16 protein-coding genes are annotated in these 13,873 nt (G+C 72.0%); 2 read left to right on the top strand and 14 right to left on the bottom strand.

Features of this window, described 5'->3' with window-relative positions; all coding sequences use genetic code 11:
* Positions 1–123 precede the first annotated feature (123 nt).
* The 12 genes from ruvC to ACFWGN_RS08145 all read right to left on the bottom strand — a co-directional run bounded on the left by ruvC (position 124) and on the right by ACFWGN_RS08145 (position 10,451).
* Positions 124–687, bottom strand: coding sequence for a crossover junction endodeoxyribonuclease RuvC (ruvC, locus tag ACFWGN_RS08200; RefSeq protein ID WP_068625165.1), 564 nt, complete (start codon positions 685–687; stop codon positions 124–126).
* Between the two features lie 88 nt (positions 688–775).
* The gene (locus tag ACFWGN_RS08195) at positions 776–1,534 is read right to left on the bottom strand and encodes a YebC/PmpR family DNA-binding transcriptional regulator (protein ID WP_056652119.1); all 759 of its coding nucleotides are present in this window, start codon (positions 1,532–1,534) and stop codon (positions 776–778) included.
* 7 nt (positions 1,535–1,541) lie between these two features.
* The gene (gene pdxT, locus ACFWGN_RS08190; protein WP_377616452.1) at positions 1,542–2,195 is read right to left on the bottom strand and encodes a pyridoxal 5'-phosphate synthase glutaminase subunit PdxT; all 654 of its coding nucleotides are present in this window, start codon (positions 2,193–2,195) and stop codon (positions 1,542–1,544) included.
* Between the two features lie 67 nt (positions 2,196–2,262).
* Positions 2,263–2,901 (bottom strand): NUDIX hydrolase, encoded by a 639-nt coding sequence (locus ACFWGN_RS08185; RefSeq protein WP_377616451.1) that lies wholly within the window; start codon positions 2,899–2,901, stop codon positions 2,263–2,265.
* Between the two features lie 33 nt (positions 2,902–2,934).
* Positions 2,935–3,861 (bottom strand): pyridoxal 5'-phosphate synthase lyase subunit PdxS, encoded by a 927-nt coding sequence (gene pdxS, locus ACFWGN_RS08180; RefSeq protein WP_377616450.1) that lies wholly within the window; start codon positions 3,859–3,861, stop codon positions 2,935–2,937.
* 134 nt (positions 3,862–3,995) lie between these two features.
* Positions 3,996–4,664: a hypothetical protein gene (locus ACFWGN_RS08175; RefSeq protein ID WP_191804904.1), complete on the bottom strand. Its 669-nt coding sequence runs from the start codon at positions 4,662–4,664 to the stop codon at positions 3,996–3,998.
* The gene (locus ACFWGN_RS08170; RefSeq protein WP_377616534.1) at positions 4,661–5,872 is read right to left on the bottom strand and encodes a glycosyltransferase family 4 protein; all 1,212 of its coding nucleotides are present in this window, start codon (positions 5,870–5,872) and stop codon (positions 4,661–4,663) included. The genes ACFWGN_RS08175 and ACFWGN_RS08170 overlap by 4 nt, the downstream gene beginning before the upstream one ends.
* A 2-nt stretch (positions 5,873–5,874) precedes the next feature.
* Positions 5,875–6,861, bottom strand: a complete 987-nt coding sequence (locus tag ACFWGN_RS08165) for a phosphatidylinositol mannoside acyltransferase (protein ID WP_377616533.1) — start codon at positions 6,859–6,861, stop codon at positions 5,875–5,877.
* A 1-nt stretch (position 6,862) separates the two neighbouring features.
* On the bottom strand, positions 6,863–7,486 hold the full coding sequence (gene pgsA, locus ACFWGN_RS08160; RefSeq protein ID WP_191804908.1) for a phosphatidylinositol phosphate synthase: 624 nt from the start codon (positions 7,484–7,486) through the stop codon (positions 6,863–6,865).
* A complete protein-coding gene (locus ACFWGN_RS08155; RefSeq protein WP_377616449.1) occupies positions 7,487–8,053 on the bottom strand; it encodes an HIT family protein in 567 nt (188 codons plus the stop codon).
* Between the two features lie 75 nt (positions 8,054–8,128).
* On the bottom strand, positions 8,129–10,108 hold the full coding sequence (gene thrS / locus ACFWGN_RS08150) for a threonine--tRNA ligase (protein WP_377616532.1): 1,980 nt from the start codon (positions 10,106–10,108) through the stop codon (positions 8,129–8,131).
* A gap of 136 nt (positions 10,109–10,244) precedes the next feature.
* Positions 10,245–10,451, bottom strand: a complete 207-nt coding sequence (locus ACFWGN_RS08145) for a hypothetical protein (protein ID WP_191805100.1) — start codon at positions 10,449–10,451, stop codon at positions 10,245–10,247.
* Between the two features lie 310 nt (positions 10,452–10,761).
* Between ACFWGN_RS08145 and ACFWGN_RS08140 the strand changes: the two genes are divergently transcribed.
* The gene (locus ACFWGN_RS08140; RefSeq protein ID WP_377616448.1) at positions 10,762–11,613 is read left to right on the top strand and encodes a DUF4184 family protein; all 852 of its coding nucleotides are present in this window, start codon (positions 10,762–10,764) and stop codon (positions 11,611–11,613) included.
* A 27-nt stretch (positions 11,614–11,640) separates the two neighbouring features.
* Here the strand turns inward: ACFWGN_RS08140 and ACFWGN_RS08135 are convergent, their stop codons facing one another.
* On the bottom strand, positions 11,641–12,300 hold the full coding sequence (locus tag ACFWGN_RS08135) for a DinB family protein (protein WP_377616447.1): 660 nt from the start codon (positions 12,298–12,300) through the stop codon (positions 11,641–11,643).
* Positions 12,301–12,584: 284 nt separating this feature from the next.
* On the opposite strand from ACFWGN_RS08135, the gene ACFWGN_RS08130 reads away from it, so the two are divergent.
* Positions 12,585–12,977 (top strand): DUF2255 family protein, encoded by a 393-nt coding sequence (locus tag ACFWGN_RS08130; protein WP_377616446.1) that lies wholly within the window; start codon positions 12,585–12,587, stop codon positions 12,975–12,977.
* A gap of 86 nt (positions 12,978–13,063) precedes the next feature.
* Here ACFWGN_RS08130 and ACFWGN_RS08125 read toward each other — a convergent pair whose 3' ends face one another.
* Positions 13,064–13,822, bottom strand: a complete 759-nt coding sequence (locus ACFWGN_RS08125; protein WP_377616445.1) for a carboxymuconolactone decarboxylase family protein — start codon at positions 13,820–13,822, stop codon at positions 13,064–13,066.
* Between the last annotated feature and the right edge of the window lie 51 nt (positions 13,823–13,873).

Here is a 13,873-nt window from a genome sequence, read left to right as displayed (position 1 = left end):
AACTGCGGCCACTCTAGCAACGGGCGAGGGTGCGCCCGGGTGAGCCTCGCCGTCGGGCACCTCGCGGCCGCGCTCCCCCGCGGCCGTGGTCCGGACCCGACCCCGGGCCCCGGACCACGGCCTCTAGCGGCGCGGGCCGCGCGAGGCCTGCTCGGCCGCTGCCCACGCGCGCTGTGCGGGCGTGAGCTGGTGCCGGTCCCCGCCCTGCAGCGCGCCCGCGGGGCGCCACATGTGGCAGATGGCGAGCGCGAGGGCGTCGGCCGCGTCGGCGGGCTTGGGCAGCTCGGCCAGGCCCAGGATCCGCGCGACCATGCGTTGGACCTGGATCTTGTCCGCGCGGCCCGTGCCGGTCACGGCGGCCTTGACCTCGCTGGGGGTGTGCATCGCGACGGGCACCCCGCGGCGGGCCGCGGCGACCATCGCGAGCCCCGCGACCTGCGCGGTGCCCATGACGGTGCTCACGTTGTGCTGGGCGAAGACCCGCTCGACGGCCACGACGTCCGGGACGTGCTCGTCCATCCAGGCGTCCAGGCGCTGGGAGATCGTGAGCAGGCGCAGGTCCACCGACATGTCCGGCGGGCTCTGCAGGACCCCGACCGCGACCATCTGCGCGCGCCGCCCGGGCAACGAGTCGACGACGCCCACGCCGCAGCGGGTCAGGCCTGGGTCCACTCCGAGCACGCGCACGCGCTCACCTTCTCACGCGCCACCCACGACGAAGGGCTCCCACGCGAACGGTCGCGCGGGAGCCCTTCGTCACACCAGGGACGGTGGGTCAGTCGTCGTTCTCGAGCTCGGCCATGACCTCGTCGCTCGCGGTGAAGTTCGCGTAGACGTTCTGCACGTCGTCGCTGTCCTCGAGCGCGTCGATCAGGCGCAGGATCTTGCGGGCGCCCTCGGCGTCGACCTCGACCTCCATGGACGGGTGGAAGACCACGTCCGCGGAGTCGTACTCGATGCCGGCGTCCTGCAGCGCGGTGCGGACCGCGACCAGGTCCGTGGCCTCGGTGAGGACCTCGAACGTGTCGCCCTCGTCGGTGACCTCCTCGCCGCCCGCCTCCAGGACGGCCTCCATCACGTCGTCCTCGGTGGTGCCCTCCTTGGGGACCACGATGACGCCCTTGCGGGAGAACAGGTAGGACACCGAGCCCGGGTCGGCGAGCTGGCCGCCGTTGCGCGTGAACGCGATGCGGACCTCCGCGGCGGCACGGTTCTTGTTGTCCGTGAGGCACTCGACCAGGACGGCGATGCCGCCCGTGCCGTAGCCCTCGTACATGATCGTCTGGTAGTCGGCGCCGCCGGCTTCCTGGCCCGAGCCGCGCTTGAGGGCGCGGTCGATGTTGTCGTTGGGGACCGAGGACTTCTTGGCCTTCTGGACGGCGTCGAAGAGCGTGGGGTTACCGGCGAGGTCCCCGCCGCCCGTGCGGGCCGCGACCTCGATGTTCTTGATGAGCTTGGCGAACAGCTTGCCGCGCTTGGCGTCGATCACGGCCTTCTTGTGCTTGGTCGTAGCCCACTTGGAGTGTCCTGACATACCCCTGTTACTCCTTCACGATTGCGACGAAGAGCTCGTGCACCCGCGCATCGCCCGTGATCTCGGGGTGGAAGGAGGTGGCGAGCAACGTTCCCTGACGTACTGCGACGATTCTACCTGCGTCTTCGCCCGCGCCCGCGGCGGGCCCGGCGCCCGGGCCCGGCACAGCGGGCACCGAGGCGCCCCGGTGGCGCGTGCGGGCCAGGACCTGGACCCCCGGGCCGGCCTCCTCGACCCACGGGGCCCGGATGAACGCCGCGGGCACGGGCCCGCCCGGCACCCCGGCCATCTCCACCGACGACTCGAACGAGTCGACCTGACGCCCGAACGCGTTGCGACGCACCGTGACGTCCAGGCCCCCCAGGGTCTGCTGGTCGTGCGTGGCGCCCAGCACCCGGTCGGCGAGCAGGATCATGCCCGCGCACGACCCGTACACCGGCAGCCCCGCGGCGATCGCGGCCCGCAGCGGGTCGAACAGCTCGAAGATCCGCAGCAGCTTGTCGATCGTCGTCGACTCCCCGCCGGGGAGCACGAGGCCGTCGATCGCCGCGAGCTCGGTGGGGCGCCGCACGGTGACGGCGCGCGCACCGGCCACCTCGAGGGCGGCCACGTGCTCACGGACGTCGCCCTGCAGGGCGAGGACTCCAATGACCGGTTTCACGATCGCCCATGGTACGCGCCGCACGTCGCGCCCCGCGGGGGTGCCCGACGACGGCGCTCGCGGCCTGCTACTCGGTGGCCTCGCCGAGGTGGCGGGTCTGCCCGTCCCACCCGTCGAGGAGGGGTTCGAGGAGGTCCGGCAGGGACGCGGGGAAGACCTCGATGGTGACCTGTCGGAGCTCGGGCAGGGTCCACCAGCGCATCTCGTCGACGACGTCGTGCTCGATCTCGGTCCAGCCCTCGCGCGTGAGGGGCACGGCGGCCTGGGGGCCGGTGATGCGCGCGAGGTAGAAGACCTCGTCCTGGCGGCAGCGTTCGCGGTAGAAGTCGAAGATCGCCGAGCGGGTCCACACGGGGCCCTGCAGGTCGGCGGGGTCCAGGCGCAGGCCCGTCTCCTCGAGGACCTCGCGCACCGCGGCGTCGCGGTCGCTCTCGCCGGGCTCGATCCCGCCGCCGACCGTGAACCACCAGGACCGCGCGGGCTGGTCGGTGTCGTGGCCGCGGGCGAGCAGGAGGCGCCCCTCGTCGTCGAGCAGCAGGACGCGCGCACCGCGCCGGTGGCGCATGCCGTCGGGGCCCAGGACCCAGTCGGGTCCGAGCGAGCTGGGTGGGTCCTGGGCGGCTGGGGGCGCCGCCGGGGCGGGCGCGACGGGTGCGCCCGCCCCGGTCGGGACGCGACCGGCGGGCCGGTCGGCCGTGCTCGTCATCGCGGTGTCACCGGGCCGGCAGCGGGGCGGGAGTCACCAGCCGCGCTCGGCCAGGCGGTGCGGGACCGGGATGTCGTCGACGTTGATGCCGACCATGGCCTCGCCCAGGCCGCGCGAGACGTCCGCGAGGACGGCCGGGTCGTCGTAGAACGTGGTGGCCTTGACGATCGCGGCCGCACGCTGGGCGGGGTTGCCGGACTTGAAGATGCCCGAGCCGACGAACACGCCCTCCGCACCGAGCTGCATCATCATGGCCGCGTCGGCCGGGGTCGCGATGCCGCCCGCGGTGAACATGACCACGGGCAGCTTGCCCGTGGCGGCGATCTCCTTGACGAGCTCGTACGGCGCCTGGAGCTCCTTGGCCGCGACGAAGAGCTCGTCCTCGGGCAGGGACGTCAGGCGACGGATCTCGCCGCGGATGGTGCGCATGTGCGTGGTCGCGTTGGACACGTCGCCCGTGCCGGCCTCGCCCTTGGAGCGGATCATGGCCGCACCCTCGGTGATGCGGCGCAGCGCCTCGCCCAGGTTGGTCGCCCCGCACACGAACGGTGCCTCGAAGGCCCACTTGTCGATGTGGTTGGCGTAGTCGGCCGGGGTCAGGACCTCGGACTCGTCGATGTAGTCGACGCCGAGAGCCTGCAGCACCTGGGCCTCGACGAAGTGACCGATGCGCGCCTTGGCCATGACCGGGATCGAGACCGCGGCGATGATGCCGTCGATCATGTCGGGGTCGCTCATGCGCGAGACCCCGCCCTGGGCGCGGATGTCGGCCGGGACGCGCTCGAGGGCCATGACGGCCACCGCGCCGGCGTCCTCGGCGATCTTCGCCTGCTCGGGCGTGACGACGTCCATGATGACGCCGCCCTTGAGCATCTCGGCCATGCCGCGCTTGACCTTGGCCGAGCCGACGACGTCGCCGGTCACCTGGGGGCTGTTCTCGCCGGAATTCTCCACGGACACCGCGAAACCTCACATCTTCACGTTGGGACGCGTGAGCAGGGGTCACGCTCACGCCGCCGACATGCTCGCACGTCACCACCCAGTCTACGGAGGTGCGCCCACCCCTCGGGCAGCCCCGGAACCCGACCGGTCGGTCAGGGGTTGCGGTCGAGGGCGGGCGGCCAGGCGTCGTCCAGCTCGACCGTGACCGGCATGGGCGCGTGCCCCGCCAACGAGAACACCCGGGCGTACCACGTGCGGCGCAGGCGCTGCGTCTGGGCCACGGCCTCGTTGTGGAAGCGGCGCGCGAGCTGCGCCCGGTACCAGGCCCCGGCCAGCGCCGCGAGCAGCTCGGCCCCCAGGAGCGAGGACCGGATCTCCCGCACCTCCTCCGGGTCCTCCAGGGCCGCGCGCAACGTCGCCGACAGGTCGCTCTCCGCGCGCGCCCGCTCAGAACCCACCCCCGCCAGGAGGCGAGGCGCCCCGACCGTCGCGACGCCGTCGGGCCCGTGAGCCGACCCCGGCGAGACCACGAGCTCCGCCAGCCCCGGCACCACCGACGCGACCTCACGCGTGCGCAGGTCGTCGTCCAGGACCTCGTACGCCGCCTCGGCGACCAGGACCGAGCTCGCCGGGTCCAGCTCCCCCGACCCCGCCAGGTCGAGCGCCGCCGACGCCCGCCGCTCCAGCTGGGCGTCCAGCGCCAGGCGCGAGGCCATGACCTTGCGGTGCAACCGGTCCAGGCGCGAGGCAGCGACCCACAGGGCCCACCCCGCGACCAGGACCACGGCCACCACGATGATGGCGATCTCCGACCACGTCACGACGGGTTCCTCTCCTGCTCCGGACGAGGCCACAGCCCCAGACGACGACCACCACGCAACGACGCAGGATCCTCGTGCACCGGGATCACCGCGTCCGAGGCCGCCAACGCCATCTCGTACACCGCGAGCACCTCGGCCGTCACCGTCGACCAGTCGAACCGGCGCACGAACGAGATCGCCCGCTCGCAGTACCGCTCCCGGCCCGCCGGATCCGCCAGGACCCGCAGCACCGTGTCCGCCAGCGCACGAGAGTCACCCACCGGGAACAACGCCCCCGCCTGCCCCTCGTCCAGCACCCGCCGGAACGCACCAAGGTCCGAGGCCACCACGCACGCCCCCGCGCTCATCGCCTCCACCAGCACGATCCCGAAGCTCTCCCCACCCGTCTGCGGCGCGATGTACACGTCCACCGACGACAACAACGACGCCTTCTCCTCGTCCGAGATCGACCCCAGGAACTCCACGGCGCTCGCGGCCACACCGAGCGCCTCGAGCGCGTCCGCGCGCCCCTGGTCCCCACGGCCCGCGATCAGGAACCGGGCCCCCGGGACGGCCTCGAGGATGCGCGGGATCGCAGCCGTCAGGACCGGCAGGCCCTTGCGCGGCTCGTCCAGGCGCCCCAGGAACGCGATGGTCGGCGCCTCCGGGGTCCCCTGCCACTTCGCCGAAGGGGCAGCGTCCGCGAACGTGTCGACGTAGACCCCGTTGGGGATCACGACCGCATCACCCCCCATGTGCTCCACGAGCGTGCGCCGGGCGTCCTCCGAGACCGCGATGCGCGCCGAGATCTTCTCCAGGCTCTGGCGCACCAACGGGTAGACCACCTGCAGCGCGCGCGAGCGGATCAACGCCGTGTGGAACGTCGCCACGATCGGCCCCTGAGCGATCCACAGCGCCAGCATGCTCAACGACGGCGTGACCGGCTCGTGCAGGTGCAGCACGTCGAACTGACCCGCGTCCAGCCACCGGCGCACCCGCGCCGCCGTGACCGGACCGAACGTCATCCGCGCCACCGACCCGTTGTACTTGACCGGCACCGCACGCCCCGCGGACGTGATGTAGTCCGGGATGGGGGTGTCCTCGTCCGCCGGGGCCAGCACGGACACCTCGTGCCCCTGCGCCATCAGCGCCTCCGCCAGGTCCCGGATGTGGAACTGCACCCCACCCGGCACGTCGAACGAGTACGGGCACACGATCCCGACCTTCAGGCTCATGCCGAGCCCACCGCCCCTCCACCAGTCGCGCCCTGCGCGTCCTTCGCCCGGGTCCGGGCGTACCGGTCCGGGTCCAGGTCCGCCACGAAAACCTTCTGCAGCATGTGCCAGTCCTCCGGGTCCGCGGCGATCCCCTCCGCCAGCTGGTCGACCCACGCCTGCGTCACCGCCGCGACCCGCTCGCTGCGCGGCACACCCTCGGGGACCGCGACCGGCGGGAAGAACCGGATGACGATCCCCCACGGGGTCCCCGCAGCCCGGCGCCGAACCCCCGTCAGACGCTCGTACCGGATCGACGCCGTCAGCAACGGCGCCCCCGTCGAGACCGCCAGCGCCGCCGGCCCCGCCGCGACCCGGGCCCGCTCGCCGAACAGGTCCACCTCCACACCCCGCGCCGTCAGGTCACGGTCCGCGAGCAACGGGATGAGCTTGCCCGGGCCACGCGCCCCACGCATCAGCTCCCGGAACACGTCCCCGTCGCCCAACGCCAGGATCTCGATCCCCAACGAGTTGCGGAACGCCAAGAACTCCTGGAACAGCTCCTCGGGCTTCAGCCGCTCCGCGACCGTCAGCACCGGAGCGATGTGCGGCGTCGCATACGCCCCCGCCAGGTCCCAGTTGCCCATGTGACCCAGCGCCAGGACCGGCGTCACCCCCTGCGAGGTGAACCGCAGGCAGTTCTCGTACCCCTCCAGGCGCACGCGCGCCTCGATCTGCGCAGGGGACGCCGCCGGCAACGTGAACGCCTCGCGGTAGTAGCGCATGTACGAACGCATGCCCGCCCGGCTCAACCGGCGCAGCCCCCGGGCGTCCGACCCAGGACGCACCCGCGCCAAGTTCCTCTCCAGCTGCGCCACACCACCGCGGCGCGTCGCCCACGCCACGTCCGCGATCACCGTGAACAACCCCCGCAGCACCGGCTCCGGCACCTTGTGAGCGTTGCGCCACGCGAACGTGAACGCCTTGTCCGCGCTCACCCCCACCTCAGGCACCACCCTCGGACGCCCCGGCAGCGACCGCCTGACGACGCACCGTCGCCATGCGCTGCACCACCGTCACGGCGCTCGCGGCCGCGAGCAGCCCCAGGACCACGACCAGGACCGTCACCGGGAGCCCCAGGCCCACCAGGCCCGCCGCGACGAGCGTCACGACCAGACGGTCGGCACGCTCGGCGATCCCGACGGCGGCCGTCATGCCCAGGCCCTCGGCCCGTGCCCGCGCGTACGGGACCACCGACCCCAGGACCAGGCACGCGAGCCCCACCGTGATGCCCCACGTGTTCTCGGTGCGGACGAACCACACGATCAGCCCCGTGAAGATCGCGGCGTCGGCCAGACGGTCCAGCGTCGAGTCCAGGAACGCCCCCCACGGCCCCGAGCGCCCCGACAGGCGGGCCATCACCCCGTCCAGCGCGTCCGAGAACGCGAAGACCATGATCGCCATGGTGCCCGCGAACAGGTGCCCCGTCGGGAACAGCCACAGCGCGGAGGCCACCACGCCCACCGTGCCCACGATCGTCACCGCGTCCGGGGAGACCCCGATCCGCAGCAGGAAGGCCGCGACCGGCGTGAACAAGCGCGTCACGACGGCGCGAAGTCGCCCGAACATCTAGCTCTCCTTGGGTGCGGGCGCCGCAGGAGACGCCGGGTCGTCGTTCGTCGGACGTGCCTCGTGGACCGCGCCGGCCTCCCAGGCCGCCGTGAGCCGTGCACGGGTGTCCCCCAACAGCTCCGGCACGGCCTTGGTGTGCGCCACGATCGGCAGGAAGTTCGCGTCCCCCGACCAGCGCGGCACCACGTGCTGGTGCAGGTGCGCCGCGATGCCGGCCCCTGCGACCGCACCCTGGTTCATGCCCAGGTTGAAGCCGTCAGGACCTGACACCGCACGCGTCACCCGCATCGCCTGCTGCGACAGCCGCGCCAGCTCGTCGGTCTCCTCCGAGGTGAGCTCGGTGTAGTCCGACACGTGCCGGTACGGGCACACCATCAGGTGGCCCGGGTTGTACGGGTACAGGTTGAGCACCACGAAGCACCACGTGCCGCGCGCCACGATCAACCCGTCCTCGTCGGACAGCGCAGGGATCCGGCAGAAGGGGCACGACGACGACCGGTCGTCGACCGGCTTGTCCTGACCGCCGATGTAGACCATCCGGTGCGGCGTCCACAATCGGTCCATCCCGTCGTCGAACCGTGGGTGCCCCTGCGGACCCTCCACGGAGTACCCCGTCCCTGCGCCGTCCGACGTCACGCGTCAGACCTGGCTGCGCTCGCGGACCGCAGACACGATCCGCTCGATGGCCTCGGCCACGGGCACGCCGTTGTCCTGGCGCCCGTCGCGGTAGCGGAACGAGACCGCACCGGCCTCGACGTCCTCGCCACCGGCGATGAGCACGAAGGGCACCTTCTCCTTGGACGCGTTGCGGATCTTCTTGGCGAACCGGTCGTCGGAAAGGTCGAGCTCGGCGCGGATGCCGCGGGCCTTGAGCTCGGCGACGACGTCCTTGAGGTAGTCGTCGAACGCCTCGGCCACCGGGACGGCGAGCACCTGGACGGGCGCCAGCCAGGCCGGGAAGAGCCCCGCATAGTGCTCGATGAGCACACCCATGAACCGCTCGATCGAGCCGAACTTGGCCGAGTGGATCATCACCGGCTGCTGCTTGGTACCGTCTGCCGCCGTGTACTCCAGGCCGAAGCCCTTCGGCTGGTTGAAGTCGTACTGCACCGTGCCCATCTGCCACGTGCGGCCGATGGCGTCCTTGGCCTGGACCGAGATCTTGGGGCCGTAGAAGGCAGCGCCGCCCGGGTCCGCCACGAGCTCGAGACCCGACTCGACAGCGACCTTCTCCAGCACAGCGGTGGCCTTGGCCCAGTCCTCGTCGGTGCCGACGAACTTGTCGGGCTTGGAGTCGTCCCGCGTCGACAACTCCAGGTAGAAGTCGTCGAGGCCGAAGTCGGTGAGCACCGACAGCATGAAGTTCAGCAGGTGCTTGACCTCGTCCGGGGCCTGCTCTGGCGTGACGTAGGAGTGCGAGTCGTCCTGGGTCAGGCCGCGCACACGCGTCAGGCCCTGGACCACGCCGGACTTCTCGTACCGGTACACGGTGCCGAACTCGAACAACCGGATCGGCAGCTCGCGGTACGAGCGCCCGCGGCTCGAGAAGATCAGGTTGTGCATGGGGCAGTTCATCGCCTTGAGGCGATAGCGCCCGTGGTCACCGACCTCCTCGAGGTCGAGCGCCGGGAACATCGTGTCCGCGTAGTACGGCAGGTGGCCGGAGGTGAAGAAGAGCTCTTCCTTGGTGATGTGCGGGGTGCCGACGTAGGAGAACCCCTCCTCGATGTGGCGCTGGCGGACGTAGTCCTCCATGACCCGCTTGATCACGCCGCCCTTCGGGTGGAACAGCGGCAGGGCCGAGCCGACCTGGTCGTTGAACGAGAACAGGTCCATCTCGGCACCGATGCGGCGGTGGTCACGACGCTCGGCCTCGGCGAGGCGCTCCGTGTAGGCGCGCAGCTCGTCCTTGGTGGGCCAGGCCGTGCCGTACACGCGCTGGAGCTGCGGGTTCTTCTCGCTGCCGCGCCAGTAGGCGGCCGCGCTGCGCATGAGCTGGAAGCCGTTGCCGATCAGACGCGTGCTGGGCAGGTGCGGGCCGCGGCACAGGTCCTTCCAGGCCACCGTGCCGTCGCGACGGACGTTGTCGTAGATGGTGAGCTCGCCGGCACCGACCTCGACCGACACGCCCTCCCCTGCTGCGTCGTCGGCGGAGCCGGAGCCCTTGAGGCCGATCAGCTCGAGCTTGTACGGCTCGTTCGCGAGCTCGGCGCGGGCCTCGTCGTCGGTCACGACGCGGCGCTTGAACGTCTGCCCGTCCTTGATGATGCGTGCCATGACCTTGTCGAGAGCCTTGAGGTCCTCGGGCGTGAACGGGGTCTCGACGTCGAAGTCGTAGTAGAAGCCGTCACGGACGGGCGGGCCGATGCCGAGCTTGGCGTCGGGGTTGACCTGCTGCACGGCCTGGGCCAGGACGTGCGCGGCCGAGTGGCGCAGCACGTCGAGACCGTCGGGCGAGTCGATGGTCACGCCCTCGACCTCGTCGCCCTCGGCGACCGGGGTGTCGAGGTCCTTGAGCTCACCGTTCACGCGGAGGACGACGACCTCACGGCGGCCCGAGAACAGGTCCGCACCGGTCGCCCCCGTCTCCACCGTGGTCCGTTCTCCGTCGAGAGTGATGGACAAAGGTGACGATACGACGTCTGACACAGTGCGCGCTCCTAGCAGCTCAACAGGGCATTCGAAAGGGCGCCGCCAGACGGCGGCGCCCCTCGATGTTACCGACCTCGGCCGGTGGAGTGCGTATCTCGACCGGTCAGTCGTTGGCCTTCTTGGCCTTCTCGGCCAGGGCGTCGACGTGGCCGTCGACCGAGTCGGGCGCGATTCCCTTGATCTTCTCCGCGACGTCGTCGATCTTGTCGTCGGTCAGGAACTCCTTGGCCTTGTCGAGCAGACCCCCCAGACCCTCCTTGGCCTCGCCGGCAGCGGCCGCAGCCTTGTCCTTCGCCTCGTCGATACCCATGTTCGGCTCCTCGCGTCACGTCGTGCGGTGAGGCTCGTGCCTCACCACTCGGCAAACTACCGCCGCCCTGCGGATCCTTCCTGGCGAAGACACGCCGGACGAGCTCAGGATCACCCCGTGCCCCCCTCCCCTCCGGGCTGGTCGGTGAGTCGCACGGGTGAGGTCGGGTCGAACGAGGTAGGCGCTTGGCACACTATTTTGAACAAGGAGACGGCGATGTCCGCAAAGTGTGAGATGTCCGACCCCGAGTGCTCCGCTCCCTGGCGTCGCCCCGCCCGCCTCGGCCCGCCGAGCGGGCATCATGTCGCCCGTGCCCTACACCCCCGTCCACGCCCTCGTCGCCCTCCCCCTCGCCGGCAGGCGGGCGCGTCGCGCGCTCTCCCCCGCCCTCCTCCTCTGGGCGCTGCCGGCGTTCACGATCGGCGCGATGGTCCCGGACGCTCCCCTGTTCCTCGACGTGCTATGGCCCGGTACCGACGAGCTGGCCCACCCCACGCACCGTCTGCTGGGCGTCGTGACCGTCGACCTCGCCCTCACCGTGGCCTTCACGGCCCTGTGGGTCCTCGTGGTCCGCGGGCCCTACCTCGCCGCGCTGCCTCGCCGGACACCCCTCTCCCCCGACGTGTCGACCCGGACCGCTCGCCCCCTCGCGATCGCGGCCGCCGTCGCCGGGTTCGCCGTGGCGGGGACGCTCACCCACGTCCTCTGGGACGACTTCACGCACCTGCGCGGGACCGCTGTCCAGACCTGGGACGTCCTGCGGACCCCGGTCGCCGGGGTCGCGGCGTACAAGTACCTCCAGCACGGGAGCTCGTTCCTCGGGTTCGTCGCCCTCGCGGCCCTCGTCGTGCGCTGGTGGCGGACCGCTCGGCCCGTCGCAGCGCGGCAGCACCTGCGCTCCGCGGTCCTGGCCGTGGCGGCCGGCGCCGTGGTGGGGGCGCTCGGAGCGGTCGTGCGCCTGCTCGCGACCGACCAGGCGGTGACCGTCTTCTCGCTCGCCCGTCTCGCCGCGACCTACCCGGTGCTCGGAGCGGGCCTGGGGCTGGTCGTGTGGGCAACCGTGCGGACCGCTACCTCCCGTCGGGAGGCCGGGCGGCCCGAGTCCGCGGGCGCTCCCGTCCCACCCCAGGACCGAGGGAGCCCGACGGCGTCACGTGCGTGACGTCGTCGGCTCCACCGGGCGCTCCGGTCAGGTGGGACGCACGTCCGCGCGGCGCTGAGCCTCCTCCGCGACCCCGCGCAACCGCTCGACGTACGCAGACCATTCCTGGTCCGACAGCGGTGGGAGGTTGTCGCCGTCCGCCCTGAGCCCCGCGCTCCCGTCGGTGAGCTCGCGCAGGATGTCGGCGTGTCCCGCGTGACGGGTCAGGTCGCTCGTGACGTGCACCATGACCTGGAACAACGTGACGTCGGCGATCTCGGCAGGCCACCACGGGACGCGGCCGAGCGCGTCGAGGTCGAGAGCCGCGATCGTCTCGTCCGCGAACGTCCAGACCCTCCGGTAGAGGTCCACGACCGAGTCGGTGGAATCCTCGGCGGTCGCCCACATGTCGGCGTTGTCCTCGGCGTCCTCGGCGGCCCACGCGACCTCCTCCGGCGTGGGCCACGCCCGCCCGAACGTGCGACCGAAGTAGTCGATCTCCACCCCGGCGGCGTGCCTGACGAGGCCGAGCAGGTTCGTCCCCGTCGGGGTCGACGGCCATCGGGCCGCCCGTTCGTCGAGGCCGTCGAGCTTCCAGAGGAGCGCGTCGCGCGCTGCCTGGAGGTACCGCTGCAGGGTCGCCTTGTGGTCGGGCGCGTTCACGGCGTCGGACGGCTCGGACGCCGCCGCGGTCTGGGTGCTCTCCATCGGTCGAGTCTGCTGCCGCGGTCGAGGGGTGGCAAGGCCGGGGCCCGTCCGTCTCCGGGACGACCGGGTTCTCCACCGGAGACGGTCGAGCATGGAGCCCCGGTCCGCGCGGTGCGTGCACGGCCGGACGGGTCGGCGCACGACCCTGTGCCGCTCGGGTACCGGTACCGGCACGACCTCCCACGCGAGCCGGTCCGGCCGTATGTTCGAGACGTGCGGACCGTCCGGGCTCCGGCCCAGGCCTCGATGCGAGCCGACACCGACCGACGCGAGGAGCGACCACCATGACAGGACCGACGACGGCCTGGACCACCGACGAGCTGGACAGGATCGGCCGGGCCGAGGAGCTGCAGGTCTCCTCGAGGCGGCCCGACGGGACGCTGCGGCCGTACGTGACGATCTGGGTCGTGCGTGTGGGCGACGAGATCTACGTGCGCTCGGCCTACGGCCGTGAGAACGGGTGGTTCCGCCGTGCCCTCGCCGACCCGCGAGGCCGCGTCCGCGCCGGAGGGGTCGAGAAGGACGTGGCGTTCGTCGAACCTCCGGGCACCGTGCACCCGGCCGTCGACGCGGCCTACCACGCCAAGTACGACCGGCACGGTCCGGAGATCGTCGGCACCGTGACCGGGACCGCAGGGGCCGCCGCGACCTTCCGTCTCGAGCCGCTCTCGTCCTAGCGCCGCGTCCGGGCAGGTCCGCCGTGGGCCGCCGCCCGGTCGGGACGACGCGCCCTCGCGCTCACGCCCGCGTCCGGGCGGGCCCCTCACCCCGCAGGTGCGACGTCGTCGACCGCTCTGAGCCCGTTGAGCGCGCGCGGGTAGCCGATGTACGGCACGAGCTGGGTGACCACGTCCACGAGGACCTCCCGTCCGTTGCCGACGTTGCCGTTCGCGGCCACGTGCCCGCGCACCTGCGGGTCGCAGCCACCGAGCGCGACGAGCATCGCGAACGTGAGGAGCTCGCGCGTGGGCAGGTCGAGCCCCGTGCGCGTGTAGTGGTCGCCGAAGCAGTTCGCGGACAGCAGGCGCTGGACGTGCACCTGGTCCGCGGGCGCGTTCACGTACAGCGACTCGACGACGTCGGCACCCACGATCTCCCGCTGGACGGCCAGCCCCTTGGTGGCCCGGTCGTGCGGGGTCGTCGTCGACTGGCCCGGCAGCGGGAGCTCGACGCCGTGCTCGACCAGGACCTCGTTCGTGACGTGCAGGGCGTCGAGGACCTTGGCCATGCCCACGTACGGCACGCACTGGTAGACGATCTCCTTGACCTCGACGGGCGTGACGCCGACCGCGAGCGCCGCGCCGAGCATGGCCCGGTACTCCGCGGCCCCCTGGCACGCGACCAGGGCCGCGAGCTGGACCATGAGCCGGGTCCTCGGTGCGAGGCGGCTGTCGCGCAGGACCTCGTCGAACGCGAGGTCCTCGAAGTGCTCGACGAGCTCGGGGTCGGTGAACGCGAGCGTCGAGACCCGTCCTGGGAAGAGCTCGTCGCGCTGGGCACGGGCGGCGTCGCTGGGAGCCATGGGTGTTCTCCTCGTCGTGCGTGCGGGTCCGGGACGCTGCCCGGCGCGGCG

The sequence above is a fragment of the Oerskovia sp. NPDC060338 genome (genome assembly GCF_042726295.1).
GTDB lineage: Bacteria > Actinomycetota > Actinomycetes > Actinomycetales > Cellulomonadaceae > Oerskovia > Oerskovia merdavium.
This window is presented reverse-complemented; position numbering and strand designations above follow the sequence as displayed.